Genomic DNA, 19,025 nt, shown 5'->3' with positions numbered 1-19,025 from the left:
CGGCCCCAGGATTTTGCGGTCGCTGCGCAACCGAGCGGGAGCAAGCTCCCTCGCCACAAAAGCTGGACCAACCAATATCACCGGCGAAAGCTTGCTGAAAGCTAGCGCGATTAGGATCACCCCCACTACCGGCAAAAGACCGGTCGGCCAAAGCGAGTTTTCAAGGCTCGTTCGGCCCTTTTAACAACAACAATGGTGATTCTGATGTCCGCTGCTACCCGTCCCGCTGCACCCACTCCATCCGTCCGTCCCGTGCCCTGCATCTCGCGCTGACCTGTCCGGTTCGCCTTTGCCCGCCGCGCCACGCCTGGAGTATTTCCTATGCTGACTTTCCTTGGCTTCGCCATGGTCATCACGTTCATGTTCCTGATCATGACCAAGCGCCTGTCCGCGCTGATCGCCCTGATCATCATCCCGATCCTGTTCGCCCTGTTCGGTGGCTTTGCGCCGAAGATCGGCCCGATGATGCTCGAAGGCATCACCAAGCTCGCCCCGACCGGGGTGATGCTGATGTTCGCGATTCTGTATTTTGCCCTGATGATCGACTCCGGCCTGTTCGACCCGGCCGTGCGCAAGATCCTCAAGCTGGTCAAGGGCGACCCGTTGAAAGTTTCGGTCGGTACCGCCGTTCTGGCGCTCGTCGTTTCCCTTGATGGTGACGGCGCGACCACTTACATGATCTGCGTGGCCGCGATGCTGCCGCTCTACAGCCGCATCGGCATGAGCCCACGCATCATGGCTGGCCTGATCATCCTCGCCGGCGGCGTGATGAACATGACCCCGTGGGGCGGCCCGACGGCCCGTGCGGCCAGTGCCCTGCACGTGGACCCGTCCGACATCTTCGTGCCGATGATTCCGGCGATGGCCGCCGGTGTGGTGGCGATCCTGCTGATTGCCTACATGTACGGCAAGCGCGAGCGCGCACGCCTGGGTGAATTGCATCTGGTCGGTGATGAAATCGACCACAGCGAAATCAGCGTTTCCCAGTTCCCGGACGCCCGTCGTCCGAAGCTGATCTGGTTCAACGGCGCGTTGACCCTGGGCCTGATGGGCACCCTGATCGCCGGCCTGTTGCCGCTGCCGGTGCTGTTCATGGTGGCCTTCAGTATCGCGATGATCGTCAACTACCCTTGCCTGCAACAGCAGAAAGACCGCGTTGCGGCCCACGCCGGCAGCGTGTTAGCGGTGGTCGGGCTGATTTTCGCAGCCGGTATCTTTACCGGTATCCTGTCCGGCACCGGCATGGTCGACGCCATGTCCAAGAGCCTGCTGGCAGTGATCCCGGACTTCCTCGGCCCGTACCTGGCAGTGATTACCGCGCTGGTGAGCATGCCGTTCACGTTCTTCATGTCGAACGATGCATTTTATTACGGGGTGTTACCAGTTCTCGCCGAGGCAGCCAGCCATTACGGCATCACTGCCGTTGAAATGGCCCGTGCCTCCATCGTCGGCCAGCCCGTCCACCTGTTAAGCCCGCTGGTTCCGTCGACCTACCTGCTGGTAGCCCTGGCCGGGATCGAATTCGGTGATCACCAGCGCTTCACCCTGAAGTGGGCAGTACTGGTTTGCCTGTGCATAATGTTCGCCGCCTTGCTGATGGGGATCTTTCCGCTGTTCAGCACTCTATAAAAGCAATGCCCGCTGCGCCGCCATCGGCGGCGCGGCCTAACACTCGCTCAAAGGAACTCACATGGAATGGCTGACCAACCCGGAAATCTGGGTTGCCTTCTTTACCCTGACCGCCCTGGAAATTGTCCTGGGCATCGACAACATCATCATGATCTCGATCCTGGTCAGCCGCATGCCCAAGCACATGCAGGCGCGCACCCGGATCTTCGGCCTGGCTCTGGCCATGGTCACGCGGATCCTGTTGCTGCTGTCCATCACCTGGGTCATGCGCCTGACCGCCGATTTGTTCGAAGTGTTCGGCCAGGGCATCTCCGGTCGTGACCTGATCCTGTTCTTCGGTGGCCTGTTCCTGCTGTGGAAAAGCTCCCAGGAGATGTACCACGCGCTGGAAGGCGAAGATGAAACCAACGACGAACCTTCGGGCAAGGGCGGCAAATTCATCTACACCATCGTCCAGATCGCGATCATCGACATCGTGTTCTCCCTGGACTCGGTCATTACCGCCGTCGGCATGGTCTCCCATGTACCGGTGATGGTGGCAGCGATCATCGTCGCCGTGCTGGTGATGATGCTGGCCTCGGCCACTATCAGTGAGTTCATCGACAAGCACCCGTCGCTGAAGATGCTGGCGCTGTCGTTCCTGCTGGTGGTCGGTACCGTGCTGATCGCCGAGTCGTTCGACGTGCATGTGCCAAAAGGCTACGTCTACTTCGCCATGGCGTTCTCCCTGGCGGTGGAAGCCATCAACATCAAGATGCGCACCGCGATTGCACGCAAGCGCAAGCAGCAGGACCCGGTGAAACTGCGCAAGGACGTTCCTGGTCAGTAACTGTACAGGGCAATGAATGAAGGGGCTCTTGGAGCCCCTTTTTCATGCCCGCGAAAAAGTGGCCGAATGCAAAACCTGTGGGAGCGAGCTTGCTCGCGAAAGCGGTGGATCAGACAGCATTAATGTGACTGACCTACCGCTATCGCGAGCAAGCTCGCTCCCACAGGGGGTTTGGTGGTTTCGAGGGATGTATTTTTATGACAGTTTTGTTTCAAACGATTCTTTAGCTGTGCAATGCTGGCGCCCGAACCGTTCGCCAACTACAGCTTAAGTACAAGAAAGAAGAATGTGGCATCGCCAATTTGTCCCTTTGGGACGCTAACAGGGGGCTCCTCATGCTGACCCTGCTGAATTTGCTCTCCGCCGTCGCCCTGCTGATCTGGGGCACGCATATCGTGCGTACCGGGATCTTGCGGGTCTATGGCTCGAACCTGCGCCATGTCATCGGCCAGAACATGTCCCGGCGCTGGCTGGCGTTTGTCGCCGGCATCATGGTCACGGCCATGGTCCAGAGCAGCAACGCCACGGCCATGCTCGTCACCTCGTTCGTCGGCCAGGGCCTGATGGCGCTGACCCCGGCCCTGGCGACCATGCTCGGCGCCGACGTCGGCACCGCGCTGATGGCACGGGTGCTGACCCTCGACCTGTCGTGGCTGTCGCCGCTGCTGATTTTCCTCGGGGTGATTTTTTTCCTCTCGCGCAAACAGACCCGCGTCGGGCAAATGGGTCGGGTCGGCATCGGCCTGGGCCTGATCATCCTGGCCCTGCAATTGATCGTCGAAGCCGCGGCGCCCATCACCCACGCCCAGGGCGTGAAAGTGATCTTCGCCTCGCTGACCGGCGACATCCTGCTCGATGCCTTGGTCGGCGCGTTGTTCGCGATGATCTCCTATTCCAGCCTGGCCGCCGTGCTGTTGACCGCGACGCTGGCCGGCGCCGCGGTGATCAGCCTGCCGGTGGCCATCGGCCTGGTGATCGGCGCCAACATCGGCAGCGGCATACTGGCGTTCCTCAGCACCAGCATGCAGAACACCGCCGGGCGCCAGGTGGCACTGGGCAGCCTGCTGTACAAGCTGATCGGGCTGTTGTTGATCATTCCAGTGCTCGACCCGCTGGTGGGCTGGCTCGACAGCCTGGATTTCAGCCCCCAGGAAACGGTGATTGGGTTCCATCTGCTCTACAACACCGTGCGTTGCCTGGTGCTGCTGCCCAGCGTCGCCCCCATGGCGCGGCTCTGTGCCTGGTTGCTGCCGGAACGTCCGGACACCAACGGCACGGCCAAGCCGCGACATCTGGACCCTACCGCCCTCGTCACCCCAAGCCTGGCGCTGGCGAACGCGGCCCGGGAAACCTTGCGCATCGGCGATCTGATCGAAAGCATGCTCGAAGCCATGCTGGACGTGCTGCGGGGTACGCAGACGGCGGTGACCCAGGACGTGCGGCGCATGAGTGACGACGTCGAAGCGTTGTGCAGCGCAATCAAGTTGTACATGGCGCAAATGCCCCGCGAGGACCTCAGCGAACAGGACAGCCGCCGCTGGGCGGAAATCATCGAGCTGGCGATCAATCTGAAACTGGCCAGCGACCTGATCGAGCGCATGTTGCGCAAGGTCCAGCAGCAGAAGACCTCGCAACGTCGCTCCTTTTCCGAGGTAGGCCTGGAGGAATTGGCGGGGCTGCACAGCCACCTGATCGCCAACCTGCGGCTGGGGCTGTCGGTATTTCTCAGTGCCGACCGGGAAAGCGCCCGTCAGTTGCTGCGTGAGAAACGTCGCTTTCGGGCGCAGGAACGGCGCATGGCCCATGCCCATGTCAGCCGCCTGCAGCGCAAGGTCGTGCAAAGCCTGGAGACCAGTTCCCTGCACCTGGAGCTGATCGCCGACATGAGGCGCCTCAATTCGCTGTTTTGCGGCAGTGCCTATGTGGTCCTGGAGACCGCCGAGATCGGCGCGCTGGCGGCGGATGAAATTAGCGACATTACCCATTCGCCGTGAACGACTGGCGCATTGGTCAGTCAGTAACAATGGCTCGGGCCTGAAACCGTTCGCTGGCCCGCCTGCTCCCGTTGTCATGAACACCGCATAGATTCGATAGGGGGAGCGAGCCAACTCCGGGCGACGATCCGCCGATGACGGCCTGCCCGGCACCATGGACCTCCACTCAGCCGCCAGGAAGCCCTTATGCGTTGTCTGTTGTTCGCCTTTCTTTTGCTCGGTTCACTGCCCGTGTTCGCCCTGGACCGGTTCCAGGTCGAAGGCTATACGTTGCCCAACGGCCTGCAGCTGATGCTCAAACCGGGCAGCGAGCGCGGGCATGTGGCGATCCGCTTGGTGGTCGGCGTGGGCCTGGACGACTTCAGTTGCGCCGACAAGGAACTGCCGCATCTGCTCGAACACCTGCTGTTCAGCGGCGTCGATGAGGGCGGTGAAGGCGGCCTGGAAGAGCGCATGCAGGCCTTGGGTGGCGAGTGGAATGCCTTCACGAGCAACGCCGACACCACGTTCGTGATCGAGGCGCCAGCGCGCAATCAACGCAAGATCCTGGACCTGCTGCTGGCGCTGTTGACCCGCACCCGTATCGATGAAAAAGCCCTGGAGGCGGCCAAGCGGGTGGTGGAACGCGAGGACGGTGGCCACTACACCCACCTGCAACGCTGGCTCGATCATCAGGACCTGGGCCACAAGGCCAGCAACCAGCTGGCGGTTGAGCTGGGCCTGCGGTGCGCGGAACGGGCCGAGGTCGAGCGCCATACCCTCGCCCGCCTCGAACAGGTGCGCAAGGACTGGTATGCACCGAACAATATGACCCTGATCGTGGTCGGCGACCTTGACCGACTGCTGCCGGCCTACCTGGAGCGCGCCTTTGGCGAACTCGAGCCGGTGGAGCCCAGCCCACACGAGGCGCTGCCGCAGATTCGCTACAAGGCGGTCACCAAGCGCAACCTGATCCATGGCCTGGTCGGCAACAGCGCCAAGCTTCACTGGCTGTTCCCGGAGCCGGTGCTGGACGAGCAGCATGACGAAACCTTCGACCTGCTCAAGGATTACCTGGACTGGGCGCTCTACCGTCAATTGCGCCTGGCCCGTGGCTTGTCCTACGGACCGTGGACCGAGCGCGAGGTGTTCGGCGGCGTTGGCTTCTTCAGCCTGAACGCCGACCTGTCCCGCGAAGACTTGCCCGAAGCCGAACAGGCGCTGGAAGAACTGCGCAAGAGATTGCTCAAGGACGGCCTGGACCCCGCCGATTTCGTGCGCATCAAGCGCGCGGCCATTGCCCATCAGTCCTGGGCGGTTCAAGGCAACAGCGCACTGGCCGATTACTACTGGGGTGCCCTGGGCGATTATGAAGACGGCCGTTTCGCCAACCCGGCCCTGCGCCTGCAGGAGGTAAGCCTGGAACAGGCCAACGTGGCCCTGCGCGAACTGCTCAAGGACCCGGGTTACCTGCGCATCGAGAAACCGTTGCTCAGTGACGATGAGCTCGTCTGGGGGCTGAGCGGTCTGCTGGGGTTGTTGTTGCTCGCAATGGTGATGTGGCAGGTACGCCGCCGACGTAGGAGCTGACGAGTGCAACGAGGCTGCGATCTTTCCCCTGGCGCTTGAATCTCAAGTGAAAGATCAAGATCAAAAGATCGCAGCCTTCGGCAGCTCCTACAGGGCGGTGCCAAGCCACAACAATGCTCGTCACATCGATGTCCTGACGATACTCTGTCAGGGATATTTCCTACGACTTACTGTGAAACCACTGAATGCAAAACCTGACTCTCTACATCCAGCGCATCCTTGAACTGATGAAGCGCTATCCAGGGGTCATCGCGCTCGGTGGTTTCATTTCCGGGGTCGGCAGTTTCATGCTGGTGGACCGCCAGCAGGGCCTGGCGACGTGGATCGCCATCATGATGCTGGTGAGCTGGCTCTGGCTGATGGTCGAGAACAGCATGACCCGGCTGTTCGCGCGGATTTTCAAACGGGAAATCCCCCAGCCGCTGTTGCGCTACGCCACGCAGATGATTCACCAGGAAAGCCTGTTTTTCGTCCTGCCGTTTTTCTTCATTACCACCACCTGGAACAGCAGCCAGCTGATTTTCACCGGCCTGCTGACGATCGCGGCGCTGATTTCGATCACCGACCCGCTGTACTACAAATGGCTGGCGCCCCGGCGCTGGGCGTTCCTGGCGTTGCACACGCTGACGCTGTTCGCCGCCCTGCTCACTGCGCTGCCGGTGATCCTGCACCTGACCACCGACCAGAGCTTCAAGCTGGCGCTGGGCATTGCCATGCTGCTGTCGTTTCCCAGCCTGGCCTCGATCTTCCCGATCCGCACCGTGCGCAACGCCCTGGCGATCCTGTGCATCACCCTGGGGATTGGCGCCGCCGGCTGGGTGCTGCGCTCCTGGGTGCCACCGGCCACGCTGTGGATGACCGAAGTGGCGATCAGCACCCAACTGGAAGATCGCACACCGGGCGCCAGCCTCAAGGAAGTCAGCGCGGCCCAGATTCGCGGCAACGGCCTGTACGCCTACACCGCCATCAACGCGCCGCGAGGGCTTGATGAGCGGATTTATCACGTCTGGCAGTTCAACGGTAAAGAAGTCGACCGCATCGCCCTGGACATCCACGGCGGGCGCAAGGAAGGCTATCGCGCCTGGACCCACAAGCAGAACTTCCCGCAAGACCCGACGGGCAAATGGCAAGTGCGGGTGCTGACGGAAAATGGCCAGATGATCGGCGTGCTGCGTTTCAACGTGAGCGCTGACGCACCCGAGGCAAAATAACGGCGGTCGTGCTATTAGGTAGCGCTGTTCAAGTCGAACGAGCATGGAGCTTATGACCCCCGGATCCCACACCGGCACAGCCCGGCTGGACACGTCTCGCTCTCCGGCGCAGCTCTGGGTCGGCGGCGACTGGACGCTGGCCCATTACGCGCAGCTCAAGCGCTTGAGCGAATCCTTGCGCGGCCAATACGACGAGAACACCCTGATCGACCTCAACGGCCTCGGCGCCCTCGACACCGCCGGGGCTTCGTTGCTGGTGGAACTGCTGGGGTCCGAGCGGCTGGGCAAGACCGCCGAGCACCCCGATTGCAGCTTGCCGGCCGCCGAGCGGGCGCTGTTGCAGACGGTCTATTGCTCGCTGACGGACTTCTGTGTGCCGGTGAAAGAGCCGCAGGTCAGCGTGCTGACACAACTGCTGACGCGTATTGGCCGCGCCGTGGAAAAAGTCTGGCAAGACACCCTGCAACTGCTGGGTTTTGTCGGCCTGATCCTGGAAACCCTGGCCCGCAACCTGTTTCGCCCCAGGCGTTGGCGCATGACGCCGATGGTCGTTCACATCGAACAGACCGGCCTGGACGCAGCCCCCATCGTCGCCCTGCTGACGTTTTTGGTGGGCGCGGTGGTGGCCTTTCTCGGCGCAACGGTGCTGGCCGATTTCGGCGCCAGCATCTTTACCGTGGACCTGGTGGCGTTCTCGTTCCTGCGTGAGTTCGGCGTGTTGCTGACGGCGATCCTCATGGCGGGCCGCACCGCCAGCGCGTTCACCGCGCAGATCGGCTCGATGAAGGCCAACGAAGAAATCGACGCGATCCGCACCCTGGGCCTCGATCCGGTCGAGTTGCTGGTGATCCCACGGGTGCTGGCGCTGTTGGTGGCGCTGCCGATGCTGACCTTCCTGGCCATGCTCTCGGGCATTATCGGCGGCGGTGTCGTGTGTGCCCTGTCGCTGGGTATTTCCCCGGCCATGTTCCTGACGCTGTTGCAGTCGGACATTGGTGTGCAGCATTTCCTGGTGGGGATGGTCAAGGCGCCGATCTTTGCCTTCCTGATCGCCGCCGTGGGCTGCCTGGAAGGTTTCAAGGTCAGTGGCAGCGCCGAATCGGTCGGTGCTCACACCACGTCCAGCGTGGTGCAGTCGATTTTCGTGGTGATTGTGCTCGATGCCGTGGCCGCGCTGTTTTTCATGGAGATGAACTGGTGAGCCAACCCTTGCGACCACCCACCGAGGCGGTGATTCAGGTGCGCGGCCTGTGCAATCGCTTTGGCCGCCAGAGCGTGCATGAAAACCTCGACCTGGACGTGTACAAGGGCGAGATCCTTGCCGTGGTCGGCGGCTCCGGCAGCGGCAAATCGGTGCTGCTGCGCAGCATCGTCGGCCTGAACCGGCCCAGCGAAGGTTCCGTACGGGTGTTCGGCGAGGACTTGCCGAGCCTGCCCCCGGAACAACGTTCGCGGGTGGAACGGCGCTTTGGCGTGTTGTTCCAGAAAGGCGCGCTGTTCTCGTCACTGACCGTGACAGAAAACGTCGCCCTGCCACTGATCGAACACGCCGGGCTCAGCCGGGCCGACGCCGAGCACCTGGCGGCGGTGAAGCTGGCCTTGGCCGGCCTGCCGTTATCGGCCGCCGACAAGTACCCCGCCTCGCTGTCCGGCGGCATGATCAAGCGTGCCGCCCTGGCCCGTGCTCTGGCCCTGGACCCGGACATCCTGTTTCTCGACGAACCCACCGCCGGCCTCGATCCCATCGGTGCGGCGGCGTTCGACCAGTTGATCCTGACACTGCGCGATGCCCTGGGCCTCAGCGTGTTCCTGGTCACCCACGACCTGGACACTCTCTACACCATCACCGACCGGGTGGCGGTGCTGGCGCAGAAAAAAGTACTGGTGGCCGATGTTATCGACAAGGTGTCGGAAACCGACGACGCCTGGATTCACGAATACTTCCATGGCCCTCGCGGCCGCGCGGCGTTATCGGCCGCTACACAATCCAACGAGGTTTGACATGGAAACCCGAGCCCATCATGTGCTGATCGGCCTGTTCACCGTCATAGTAGTGGCTGGCGCCCTGCTGTTTGGCCTGTGGCTGGCCAAGTCCAACGTGGACAGCGAATTCAAGTATTACGAAGTGGTGTTCAACGAGGCGGTCAGCGGGTTGTCCCGGGGCAGCTCGGTGGAGTACAGCGGGATCAAGGTCGGCGACGTCGTCAACCTGCGCCTGGACCCGAACGACCCGCGTCGGGTGCTGGCGCGGGTGCGCTTGAGCGGGGAAACACCGGTCAAGCAAGACACCCAGGCCAAGCTGGCACTGACCGGCATCACCGGCACCTCGATTATCCAGCTCAGTGGCGGCACGCCCCAGAGCCCGGCACTGACCGGGCACGACGGGGAACCGCCGGTGATCATCGCTGCGCCCTCGCCTATTGCCCGCCTGCTCAACAACAGCGATGACTTGATGACCAGCATCAACCTGCTGCTGCACAACGCCAATGAGGTGTTTTCCTCGGACAACGTCCAAAGCCTGGGCAAGACCCTCGAGCATCTGGAACAAACCACCGGGGTCATTGCCGAGCAGCGCGGCGATATTCGCCAGGCCATGCAGCAACTGGCGTCCATCGGCAAACAGGCCAGCGCCACGCTGGAACAGACCACGGCGTTGATGCGCAACGCCAATGGCTTGCTCAACGACCAGGGCAAACAGGCGTTCGGCAACGCCGGCCAGGCCATGCAGTCCCTGGCTCGCAGCACCGCGACCCTCGACAAGCTGCTGGACGACAACCGCGATTCGTTGAATAACGGCATGCAGGGCCTCAATGCCCTGGCGCCAGCCGTGCGTGAACTGCGCGAAACCCTGAGCGCCCTGCGGGGCATCTCCCGGCGCCTGGATGCCAACCCCAGCGGCTATTTGCTGGGCAATGACAAGGACAAGGAGTTCACGCCATGAAGCCGTCCAACCGGTTTATCCGCCCTCTTCTCTTGCTGGCAGGATTTGTCCTGGTGGGCGGTTGCTCGATTTTGCCCAAGGCCGAACCTTCGGATGTGTATCGCTTGCCCGCCACCCAGGCCCCGGCGTCTGCGGGCACGGCGGTGAGCTGGTCGCTGCGCCTGGCCAACCCCCAGGCCAGCGAAGTGCTCAACAGCCCGAAAATCGCGGTGATCCCCCAGGGCAATCTGTTCAGCAGCTACGCCGCCTCGCGCTGGAGCGACCCAGCCCCGGTGCTGTTGCGCAACCGCCTGCTCGATGGCTTCGCCCAGGATGGACGCGTCAGGTTGTTGAGCGTTGCCGACAGCAACCTGCAAGCGGACCTGGAGCTGGGCGGGCAATTGCAGGCGTTCCAGACCGAATACCAGGGCACTGCGGCCAGCGTGGTGATTCGCCTGGACGCGCTGCTGGTGCGCGGCTTCGACCAGCGCATCCTGGCCAGTCGCCGTTTTGAAGTGCGCCAGCCGCTGAGCGATGTGAAAGTGCCGGCGGTGGTAGACGGCTTCGGTCGGGCCGGTGACCGACTGACGGCCGACGTGGTGGCCTGGACAGTGGAGCAAGGCCAGCGTTTCGCAACGCCGACCCAACCCTAGGGTCCGCCGGGCGACTCAGGTCAACCGAAGAACCAGTAGCAAACGCCAATCGCCGCCACGACCCCGGCCAACTCCGCCAGCAGCGCGCACCCCACGGCATGGCGCGCCCGCTGGATGCCCACGGCGCCGAAATAGACCGCCAGCACGTAGAACGTGGTCTCGGTGCTGCCCTGGATGGTCGCCGCCACCAAGGCCGGGAAGCTGTCCACGCCGGAAGTCTTCATGGTCTCGATCAGCATCGCCCGGGCGGCGCTGCCGGAGAACGGCTTGACCATGGCGGTCGGCAGGGCATCGACGAAGCGCGTGTCCCAGCCGGCCCACTGCACCAGGTGCCGGATGCCGTCGAGGCCGAAATCCAGCGCCCCCGAAGCCCGCAGCACGCCGACGGCGCAGAGCATCGCTACCAGATATGGCAGCAACGTCTTGGCGACGTCGAAGCCCTCCTTGGCGCCTTCGATGAAGGCTTCGTACACCTTGACCTTGCGCAGGGCACCCACCACCAGGAACAGGATGATCAGGCCAAACAGCGTCAGGTTACCGAGGATCGACGACAGCCCCGCCAGCGCCGTGGCCGAGAGCGTTGCCAGCAGCGCCATGAAACCGCCCAGCACCAGCGCGCCTGGGATCAGATAAGCCAGCACCACCGGGTCCCACAAGCGCAGGCGCTGCATGAACGCCACCGACAGCAGCCCCATCAGCGTCGAGGCGCTGGTGGCGAGCAGGATCGGCAGGAACACCAGGGTCGGGTCCGGCGCGCCTTGCTGGGCGCGGTACATGAAGATCGTCACCGGCAGCAGCGTCAGCGACGAGGCGTTGAGCACCAGGAACAGGATCTGCGCATTGCTGGCGATAGTCGGGCTGGGGTTGAGGTCTTGCAGGGCGCGCATGGCCTTGAGGCCGATGGGGGTGGCCGCGTTGTCCAGTCCCAGGCCGTTGGCGGCGAAGTTGAGGGTGATCAGGCCGATCGCCGGGTGGCCGGCAGGCACTTCCGGCATCAAGCGCAAGAACAACGGCCCGAGGGCCTTGGCCAGCCAGTCGACGATGCCGGCCTTTTCAGCGATGCGCAGGAAGCCCAGCCACAGGGTCAAGGTGCCGAACAGCAGGACCATCACCTCCACCGACAGCTTGGCCATGGCGAAAATACTTTCCACCATGGCCGCGAAGATCCCGGCGTTGCCGCCGACCAACCACTGCGCCAGCGCCGACACGGCAGCCACGATAAAGAAGCCAAGCCACAGGCCATTGAGCATCAGTCAAATCCCCCGGAAGATGCCGCGAATGATAGCGGGGCTGGCAGAAACGACAAACCCCGGATTTCTCCGGGGTTTGCTTGGCACCGCGCAGGGCCTACAAAAAGTCCTATGGCAGATCCTGTGGGAGCCGGGTTGTTCAGAATCTTTGCGCCCGGCACAAATTCCTGTGGGAGCCGAGCTTGCTCGCGATGGCGTCGGATCAGTCAGCATTGATGCTGGCTGACACACCGCTATCGCGAGCAAGCTCGCTCCCACAATGACCGGGGTGGTTCAGGCTCTTTGCTGCTGGCCCAAACTCCCACAATGGATCTCAACGGCTGGAAGTTTCCCCCGCCGGCAGCGGCTCTTTGCTGCGCCAGTGCGGCAGGGAGTTCCAGTAGCGCTGGCCCTTGGCATCGTCGTACATGCCTTCCCAGCGGGAGATGACCAGCACGGCCAGGGCGTTGCCGATGACGTTCAGCGCGGTACGAGCCATGTCCATGATGCGGTCGGCGCCGGCGATGAAGGCCAGGCCTTCCAGCGGAATGCCCACGCTGCCCAGGGTCGCCAGCAACACCACGAACGACACGCCCGGCACACCGGCGATGCCTTTGGAGGTGACCATCAAGGTCAGCACCAGCAGCAATTGCTGGCTGATGGACAGGTCGATGCCGTACAGCTGGGCGATGAAAATCGCCGCGATGCTCTGGTACAGGGTCGAACCGTCGAGGTTGAACGAATAACCGGTGGGCACCACGAAGCTGCAGATGGCTTTCGGCGCGCCGTAGGCTTCCATCTTCTCGATCACGCGCGGCAGCACGGTTTCGGAACTGGCGGTGGAATAGGCCAGCACCAGCTCATCCTTGAAGATGCGCATCAGCTTGAGCACCGAGAAGCCGAACAGGCGGGCGATCAGGCCCATCACCACAAAGGCGAAGAAAGCGATGGCGACGTAAACCAGGATCACCAGTTTCGCCAGCGGCAGCAGCGACGCGAAACCGAAGTTGGCGACGGTCACCGCGATCAGGGCGAACACGCCGATCGGGGCGTATTGCATGATCATGTGGGTGACCTTGAACATGCTTTCCGACACGCCCTGGAACATCTTCACCAGCGGCTCGCGCAGGTCCGATTGCAGGCTGGACAGGCCCAGGCCGAACAAGACGGAGAAGAAAATGATCGGCAGCATCTCGCCACGGGCGACGGCGGCAAAGATGTTCGACGGGATCAGGTTGAGGATGGTCTCGATGAACGCGTGTTCATGCCGGACTTCCGCCGCCGTGGCCTGGTACTTGGAAATATCCACCGTACCCAGGGTGCTCATGTCGATGCCGCTGCCCGGCTGGAAGAAGTTGGCCAGCAGCAGGCCGACGACGATGGCGATGGTGGTGACGACTTCGAAGTAAAGGATGGTCTTGAGACCGATGCGCCCGAGCTTCTTGGCATCACCAACCCCGGCAATGCCGACGATCAGCGAGGAAATCACGATCGGGATCACGATCATCTTGATCAGACGGATAAAGATATCGCCCGCCGGTTGCAGCACATTGCTGATCCACCAGGCCTTCTCGGCACTGAAATGGTTGAGCAGCGCGCCCAATGCAATCCCGAGCACCAGACCGATGAGGATCTGCCAGGCGAGGCTTAGTCGTGCCTTCTTCATATCGTTACCCTTACTTCAGTTGGACTCGGGCAGTGGCGCGAATGGATCGTCGATGACGAAAAACATTCGCGCCCCTGCCCCCGTATAAGGTCACCCCGAGCGCGTTAGCGGCTTACTGGCAGGCGAAAAAAGGCGCAACTATTGCGATGCAAGGGGGGCTCGTCTAATGCCGTAAACGCCTACCCTATGCCGAATCGGCATGAGATTTTTCAAACGAAACCCGCCTTCCAAGCGGCTCGAATACGACATTTATGCAGGCATAAGTGCCGTGAACCGGCCATTTCAGCGTAGCTGGGCTTTCTCTCGCAAGTGTGGGGAATCGATGAAACGGCAGCGAATCAAGACGCGGCCCATGGGAGAAATTGCCTCGGCATTCTCCGATATACGGTCAGCAAGTGGGGGATAAATCGGCGGGAGGAGACAAAATGCCGCATCGCGGAGCGAATGGCCGCGGCCAATCCACCAACCGCTCTGGCCCAAGCATTGTGCGTCACGAAGCTCTACGCAAGTTCGCCAAGCCGTGATGGCTTTGCGAACTTGCGTCGCAGCTTTTACCTGACCCGGCCCTTTCGCAGGCACCCCTTGTGCCCGTAGGTCACTCCGACGCTCATCCGTCAGAACGTCCCAGCCCCCTGGTCATGCACCGGCCCTCCTCGGGCTGTGCAGCAGAGAAAAGCAGGGCTGCTTTTCCCATTTTCAGAATCAGTACCAGTTCGGATCTTTCTTGAGTTGTTCCATTAACAGTTTCTGCATACCTTCATCGGGCTTGCCGAGGAATCGGTAGTCGGCATGCCGCGTCGGGGACTTGTCGGCCGGCAGCCCCGCAGGGACTTCCACCAACATGGCATAGGCTTCGTCCTTGTCGAAACTGAAGGCGACGATCAGGCGCTTGCTGCGACACGTTGCCTGGGTTTCACACAGCGGTCCCACCAAATACTTGTCGCCATCTTCCTCGACAGCATTCATCTGGTCCGAATCGCCCGACAGGTTCATCACCCATTCGGGCAGGCGTTCTTCTTTTTTCACGACGTGCTGCCAGGTCTGGCGGTATTGCGGGTCGGACTCCAGCAACTGGTTGACGCGCATCTGCCCGTCATTGGCAGCCATTGCCATGGCACTGCCGCCCAGCAACAGGGCGGCGGCCAGTCCTTTGAATGAAACGCTCATGGTCAGCCTCGGCCACGACGGCCAAAGAAGAAGGAAGCAATGAACATCACCAGGAACACGACAAAGAGAATCTTGGCGATGCCCGTGGCGGTGCCTGCGATACCACCGAAGCCCAGTACGGCGGCGATGATGGCAATGATCAGGAAGGTAATTGCCCAGCTCAACATGATGATTCTCCTTACGCTTTTCTATTTAGTGAAGGTCTTGCGGTGATGGTTCCGGCGCAATGGACGACCGGTTCATCGGGTTAAAACACCCAGCGCTCTTCACGCGGCATGGCGCTCAATGGCTGGGTCTGGTCGACATCCATCATGCGCATTGGAGCGGACGCTTCTTCAAGGCTGCTGACGGCGCTGAAATGGGTTTGTGGGGCACGGTGAATCGACACCTGCGGCGCCTCGGGCTGTTGGCTTTCCTGCCAGAACAACCATTGCTGGCCCGTTACGAGGGTGACCAGCAGCGCCAAGGCAGCCCATGCGCCCTGCTGGACGTGCAGGGACGAGAGGCGCAATTGGGCGGCACTTTTAAAGTGGGCGGGGCCGAATTGAGCGACACTTTGACGATTCATCCTGGAATTCCTCCCCACCCGAGGTGCGGTGATCTGGTTGAGGCGCACTAACGCCACGTTGATCAGAGCATTGCAGTCGCCGTGCCAGGATTTTTTGTTGGGTAAACACCTTTAAAATCAATAAGTTAATAAATAAATGCAACGTGCCGGGAGCGCATCCTGCACGATGGCGCAGGCGCCGGTCGTGCGTATTGCACGAATCAGGAGGAAAAGACGTTAGATTGTTTTTGAATTGGCTGTCAGACACAGCTGTCGGAATGAGCGATGTGAACCGTCCGAACCGGACGAATCATAAAAAAAGGAACTCAAATCAGGCTTTTAGGAGTCACACGTCCACAGGGTCATTCTCGGTGAGTAATATCCCCTCAGAATCGACCATGCAACTTGCCCGATTTTTCTGACACTAACCAACATCATTCATTAAAGGAGCGTAGGAAAAATGGAATCCGCCACTGAGCACCAAGGCCGCATTCTGCTGGTAGACGACGAGTCCGCCATCCTGCGTACGTTCCGATACTGCCTGGAAGACGAAGGCTATAGCGTCGCCACCGCCAACAGCGCCGCCCAGGCCGACGCACTGCTGCAACGCCAGGTGTTCGACCTGTGTTTCCTCGACCTGCGCCTGGGGGAGGACAACGGCCTGGATGTCCTGGCACAAATGCGGATCCAGGCACCCTGGATGCGCGTGGTCATCGTCACCGCCCACTCGGCAGTCGATACCGCGGTCGATGCGATCCAGGCCGGGGCGGCCGACTATCTGGTCAAACCGTGCAGCCCCGATCAATTGCGCCTGGCGACCGCCAAGCAATTGGAAGTACGCCAGCTGTCGGCCAGGCTCGAAGCCCTTGAAGGGGAAGTGCGCAAACCCAAGGACGGCCTCGACTCCCACAGCCCGGCAATGAAAGTCGTCCTGGAAACCGCGCGCCAGGTCGCCAGCACCGATGCCAACATCCTGATCCTCGGCGAGTCCGGCACCGGTAAAGGCGAGTTGGCCCGCGCGATCCATGCCTGGAGCAAGCGGGCGAAAAAATCCTGCGTCACCATCAATTGCCCGTCGCTGACCGCTGAACTGATGGAAAGCGAATTGTTCGGCCATAGCCGTGGGGCTTTCACCGGCGCCAGCGAGAGTACCTTGGGTCGGGTCAACCAGGCCGACGGCGGTACGCTGTTTCTCGACGAGATCGGCGATTTTCCCCTGACGTTACAGCCAAAGTTATTGCGTTTCATCCAGGACAAGGAATATGAACGGGTAGGGGACCCAGTCACCCGTCGCGCCGACGTGCGGATTCTCGCCGCGACCAACCTCAACCTCGAAGACATGGTGCGCGACGGACGCTTTCGCGAAGACCTGCTGTATCGCCTGAACGTCATCACCCTGCACCTGCCGCCATTGCGAGAGCGCGCCGAAGACATCCTGACCCTGGCCGACCGCTTCCTGGCTCGCTTCGTCAAGGAATACGCGCGTCCGGCCCGGGGCTTCAGCGACGAAGCCCGCGAAGCGCTGCTAGGCTATCGCTGGCCGGGCAACATCCGGGAACTGCGCAACGTGGTCGAGCGCGCCAGCATCATCTGCCCTCAGGAAAAAGTCGAAATCAGTCACTTGGGCATGGCCGAGCAACCGGTCAACAATGCGCCACGCATCGGCGCCGCACTGAGCCTCGACGAATTGGAAAAAGCCCACATCGGCGCGGTGCTGGCCACGGCCGACACCCTCGACCAGGCGGCCAAGACCCTGGGTATCGATGCCTCCACGCTGTACCGCAAACGCAAGCAGTACAACCTGTGAGCGACACCTTATGAAACTGGCGATGAAGCTGCGCACACGACTGTTTCTCAGCATCTCGGCCCTGATCACCGTGGCCTTGCTGGGATTGGTGCTTGGCCTGGTCAGCGTGATGCAAATGGCCAATACCCAGGAGCAATCGGTACGCGACAACTTCATCCTGCTGGACCTGGGCCTCAAGCTGCGCCAGACCCTCGGCGATCAGTTGATGATCATGCTCGACGACAAGCCCGACCTGGCGGCGCTGGAGGCCTCCAAGCAGCAATACCTGGCGCTGATCGACGAGGGCATCGCCCACGAACAGGGGCTGGACGAAGCGGCAGTCAGCTTCAGCAGGGCCAAGACCGATTACATTGAGTTTTTTGAAGCCTTCACTGCATCTCGCCAGCAGCCGAGCCAGCTCACGAACCTCAAGGACCTCACCGAAAAATTCAACGTGCTGCGCAATGGACTGATCGAGGGCTATCGCCAGGCCCTGACCAACATCAGTGAAACCCAGGACCGCGCCCGTGAACGCGCGATGTGGATTTCCGGACTGCTGGGGTTGGTGGGGTTTGCGGTGCTGATCATCGGGTTTATCACGGCCCATGGCATTGCCCGGCGTTTCGGCGTGCCGATCGAGGCACTGGCCGCAGCGGCGGACGACATCGGCCAAGGCAATTTCGAGGTCACGCTACCCGTTTCCTCGGCCGCTGAGTTGAATCTCCTGACCCGTCGTTTCGGGGTCATGGCCGAGGCGCTGCGTGAGCATCAGGCCACCAACGTCGATGAGCTGCTCGCCGGCCAGCAACGTTTGCAAGCGGTGCTCGACAGCATCGACGACGGCTTGCTGATGATCGACCGCCAAGGCCAGCTGGAGCACCTCAACCCGGTGGCCCAGCGTCAATTGGGCTGGGATGAGGAACGCCTTGGCCAAGGACTGGGCGAGGCGCTGGGACGCCTTGAACTGGATGAAGAATTGCACCTGGTCCTGCGCGGTGGAAGCCTGGAGCGCGCGCCGGAAGACCTGAGCATCGAAGTGGATGGCGAGTCGCGGGTGCTCACCTACAGCCTCACCCCGGTCAGCCATACCCAGGGCCACATTCTCGGCGCGGTCATGGTGCTGCATGACGTCACCGAACAACGCGCCTTCGAACGGGTGCGCAGCGAGTTCGTCTTGCGTGCCTCCCATGAGCTGCGCACGCCCGTGACGGGCATGCACATGGCCTTCGGCCTGTTACAGGAGCGCCTGCATTTTTCAGAAAAGTCGCGCGAAGCCGACCTGCTCAACACCGTCACGGAAGAAATGCAGCGACTGATGCAGCTCATCAATGACCTGCTGAACTTCTCTCGCTACCAGAACGGCCTGCAGAAGCTGACCTTGGCGCCTTGTTCCATCGACGATCTACTGGAAGCGGCCCGGCTGCGGTTTTCCGAGCAGGCCCAAACCAAGGGTATCGAGCTGCTCGTGGCGATCCAGGGCCCGCTCCCGCGCCTGCATGCCGATGCTGCGCAACTGGATCGCGTGCTCGATAACCTGATCGACAACGCCATGCGTCACACCGGCGAAAACGGCCAGATTCGCCTGCAGGCCCGGCGCCATGGCGAGCGGGTGATCATCAGCGTCGAAGACAACGGTGAAGGCATTGCCTACGGCCAGCAGGGACGGATCTTCGAACCTTTCGTCCAGGTCGGACGCAAGAAGGGTGGTGCCGGCCTCGGCCTGGCGCTGTGCAAGGAGATCGTCCAGCTCCACGGCGGGCGCATGGGCGTTTATTCAAGGCCGGGGCAGGGCACGCAGTTCTACATGGCGCTGGCGGTCTGAGCT

Annotated in this window: 16 protein-coding genes; 11 read left to right on the top strand and 5 right to left on the bottom strand. The window is 61.8% G+C overall.

From position 1 onward, the window contains the following. Nucleotides 1-321 precede the first annotated feature (321 nt). The 9 genes from QMK47_RS01215 (at nt 322) to QMK47_RS01175 (ending at nt 10,805) form a co-directional block, all read left to right on the top strand. Nucleotides 322-1,629 (top strand): CitMHS family transporter, encoded by a 1,308-nt coding sequence (locus QMK47_RS01215; RefSeq protein WP_003196275.1) that lies wholly within the window; start codon nt 322-324, stop codon nt 1,627-1,629. 61 nt (nt 1,630-1,690) lie between these two features. Next, a complete protein-coding gene (locus tag QMK47_RS01210; protein ID WP_253470635.1) occupies nt 1,691-2,458 on the top strand; it encodes a TerC family protein in 768 nt (255 codons plus the stop codon). 335 nt (nt 2,459-2,793) lie between these two features. Then, entirely contained in the window at nt 2,794-4,452 is a 1,659-nt protein-coding gene (locus QMK47_RS01205; protein ID WP_253470633.1) for a Na/Pi cotransporter family protein, read from the top strand. Nucleotides 4,453-4,638: 186 nt separating this feature from the next. Next, nucleotides 4,639-6,021 carry a M16 family metallopeptidase gene (locus QMK47_RS01200; RefSeq protein WP_258690109.1) on the top strand — a complete coding sequence of 461 codons (1,383 nt, stop codon included), beginning with the start codon at nt 4,639-4,641 and terminating at the stop codon, nt 6,019-6,021. Nucleotides 6,022-6,206: 185 nt separating this feature from the next. Further along, nucleotides 6,207-7,232: a DUF5924 family protein gene (locus QMK47_RS01195; RefSeq protein WP_003196268.1), complete on the top strand. Its 1,026-nt coding sequence runs from the start codon at nt 6,207-6,209 to the stop codon at nt 7,230-7,232. Nucleotides 7,233-7,284: 52 nt separating this feature from the next. Beyond that, nucleotides 7,285-8,433: an ABC transporter permease gene (locus QMK47_RS01190; RefSeq protein WP_214511163.1), complete on the top strand. Its 1,149-nt coding sequence runs from the start codon at nt 7,285-7,287 to the stop codon at nt 8,431-8,433. Then, nucleotides 8,430-9,233 carry an ABC transporter ATP-binding protein gene (locus QMK47_RS01185; RefSeq protein WP_063323605.1) on the top strand — a complete coding sequence of 268 codons (804 nt, stop codon included), beginning with the start codon at nt 8,430-8,432 and terminating at the stop codon, nt 9,231-9,233. Before QMK47_RS01190 ends, QMK47_RS01185 begins: the two co-directional genes overlap by 4 nt. 1 nt (nt 9,234) lies before the next feature. Then, nucleotides 9,235-10,173: an MlaD family protein gene (locus QMK47_RS01180; protein ID WP_214511162.1), complete on the top strand. Its 939-nt coding sequence runs from the start codon at nt 9,235-9,237 to the stop codon at nt 10,171-10,173. After that, nucleotides 10,170-10,805: an ABC-type transport auxiliary lipoprotein family protein gene (locus QMK47_RS01175; protein WP_320389689.1), complete on the top strand. Its 636-nt coding sequence runs from the start codon at nt 10,170-10,172 to the stop codon at nt 10,803-10,805. Before QMK47_RS01180 ends, QMK47_RS01175 begins: the two co-directional genes overlap by 4 nt. 20 nt (nt 10,806-10,825) lie before the next feature. Here the strand turns inward: QMK47_RS01175 and QMK47_RS01170 are convergent, their stop codons facing one another. From QMK47_RS01170 to QMK47_RS01150, 5 genes are all read right to left on the bottom strand, one after another. Beyond that, nucleotides 10,826-12,055, bottom strand: a complete 1,230-nt coding sequence (locus QMK47_RS01170; RefSeq protein WP_253470621.1) for a nucleoside recognition domain-containing protein — start codon at nt 12,053-12,055, stop codon at nt 10,826-10,828. A 313-nt stretch (nt 12,056-12,368) separates the two neighbouring features. Then, nucleotides 12,369-13,700 (bottom strand): glutamate/aspartate:proton symporter GltP, encoded by a 1,332-nt coding sequence (gltP, locus tag QMK47_RS01165; protein ID WP_214511159.1) that lies wholly within the window; start codon nt 13,698-13,700, stop codon nt 12,369-12,371. Nucleotides 13,701-14,402: 702 nt separating this feature from the next. Next, nucleotides 14,403-14,867 (bottom strand): inhibitor of vertebrate lysozyme family protein, encoded by a 465-nt coding sequence (locus tag QMK47_RS01160; protein ID WP_258690107.1) that lies wholly within the window; start codon nt 14,865-14,867, stop codon nt 14,403-14,405. Between the two features lie 2 nt (nt 14,868-14,869). Then, nucleotides 14,870-15,034, bottom strand: a complete 165-nt coding sequence (locus QMK47_RS01155; RefSeq protein ID WP_003177151.1) for a DUF1328 domain-containing protein — start codon at nt 15,032-15,034, stop codon at nt 14,870-14,872. Nucleotides 15,035-15,114: 80 nt separating this feature from the next. Next, on the bottom strand, nt 15,115-15,435 hold the full coding sequence (locus QMK47_RS01150) for a hypothetical protein (protein WP_320389688.1): 321 nt from the start codon (nt 15,433-15,435) through the stop codon (nt 15,115-15,117). A gap of 439 nt (nt 15,436-15,874) precedes the next feature. On the opposite strand from QMK47_RS01150, the gene algB reads away from it, so the two are divergent. Continuing rightward, entirely contained in the window at nt 15,875-17,221 is a 1,347-nt protein-coding gene (algB, locus tag QMK47_RS01145; RefSeq protein WP_018602742.1) for a sigma-54-dependent response regulator transcription factor AlgB, read from the top strand. A 10-nt stretch (nt 17,222-17,231) separates the two neighbouring features. Beyond that, nucleotides 17,232-19,022 carry an ATP-binding protein gene (locus QMK47_RS01140; protein WP_320389687.1) on the top strand — a complete coding sequence of 597 codons (1,791 nt, stop codon included), beginning with the start codon at nt 17,232-17,234 and terminating at the stop codon, nt 19,020-19,022. The last annotated feature ends 3 nt before the right edge of the window (nt 19,023-19,025 follow it).

This window comes from Pseudomonas sp. P9_35 (assembly GCF_034008205.1).
GTDB classification, from domain to species: Bacteria; Pseudomonadota; Gammaproteobacteria; order Pseudomonadales; family Pseudomonadaceae; genus Aquipseudomonas; species Aquipseudomonas kilonensis.
The sequence above is the reverse complement of the archived record's forward strand: the minus strand, read 5'-3'. Positions and strand labels throughout refer to the sequence as shown.

Bases quoted from the DNA above. Each gene is read 5' to 3' on its own strand.
- QMK47_RS01215 (WP_003196275.1), top strand. From the start codon at position 322: ATGCTGACTTTCCTTGGCTTCGCCATGGTCATCACGTTCATGTTCCTG.
- QMK47_RS01210 (WP_253470635.1), top strand. From the start codon at position 1,691: ATGGAATGGCTGACCAACCCGGAAATCTGGGTTGCCTTCTTTACCCTG.
- QMK47_RS01205 (WP_253470633.1), top strand. From the start codon at position 2,794: ATGCTGACCCTGCTGAATTTGCTCTCCGCCGTCGCCCTGCTGATCTGG.
- QMK47_RS01200 (WP_258690109.1), top strand. From the start codon at position 4,639: ATGCGTTGTCTGTTGTTCGCCTTTCTTTTGCTCGGTTCACTGCCCGTG.
- QMK47_RS01195 (WP_003196268.1), top strand. From the start codon at position 6,207: ATGCAAAACCTGACTCTCTACATCCAGCGCATCCTTGAACTGATGAAG.
- QMK47_RS01190 (WP_214511163.1), top strand. From the start codon at position 7,285: ATGACCCCCGGATCCCACACCGGCACAGCCCGGCTGGACACGTCTCGC.
- QMK47_RS01180 (WP_214511162.1), top strand. From the start codon at position 9,235: ATGGAAACCCGAGCCCATCATGTGCTGATCGGCCTGTTCACCGTCATA.
- QMK47_RS01175 (WP_320389689.1), top strand. From the start codon at position 10,170: ATGAAGCCGTCCAACCGGTTTATCCGCCCTCTTCTCTTGCTGGCAGGA.
- QMK47_RS01170 (WP_253470621.1), bottom strand. From the start codon at position 12,055: ATGCTCAATGGCCTGTGGCTTGGCTTCTTTATCGTGGCTGCCGTGTCG.
- gltP (WP_214511159.1), bottom strand. From the start codon at position 13,700: ATGAAGAAGGCACGACTAAGCCTCGCCTGGCAGATCCTCATCGGTCTG.
- QMK47_RS01160 (WP_258690107.1), bottom strand. From the start codon at position 14,867: ATGAGCGTTTCATTCAAAGGACTGGCCGCCGCCCTGTTGCTGGGCGGC.
- QMK47_RS01155 (WP_003177151.1), bottom strand. From the start codon at position 15,034: ATGTTGAGCTGGGCAATTACCTTCCTGATCATTGCCATCATCGCCGCC.
- QMK47_RS01150 (WP_320389688.1), bottom strand. From the start codon at position 15,435: ATGAATCGTCAAAGTGTCGCTCAATTCGGCCCCGCCCACTTTAAAAGT.
- algB (WP_018602742.1), top strand. From the start codon at position 15,875: ATGGAATCCGCCACTGAGCACCAAGGCCGCATTCTGCTGGTAGACGAC.
- QMK47_RS01140 (WP_320389687.1), top strand. From the start codon at position 17,232: ATGAAACTGGCGATGAAGCTGCGCACACGACTGTTTCTCAGCATCTCG.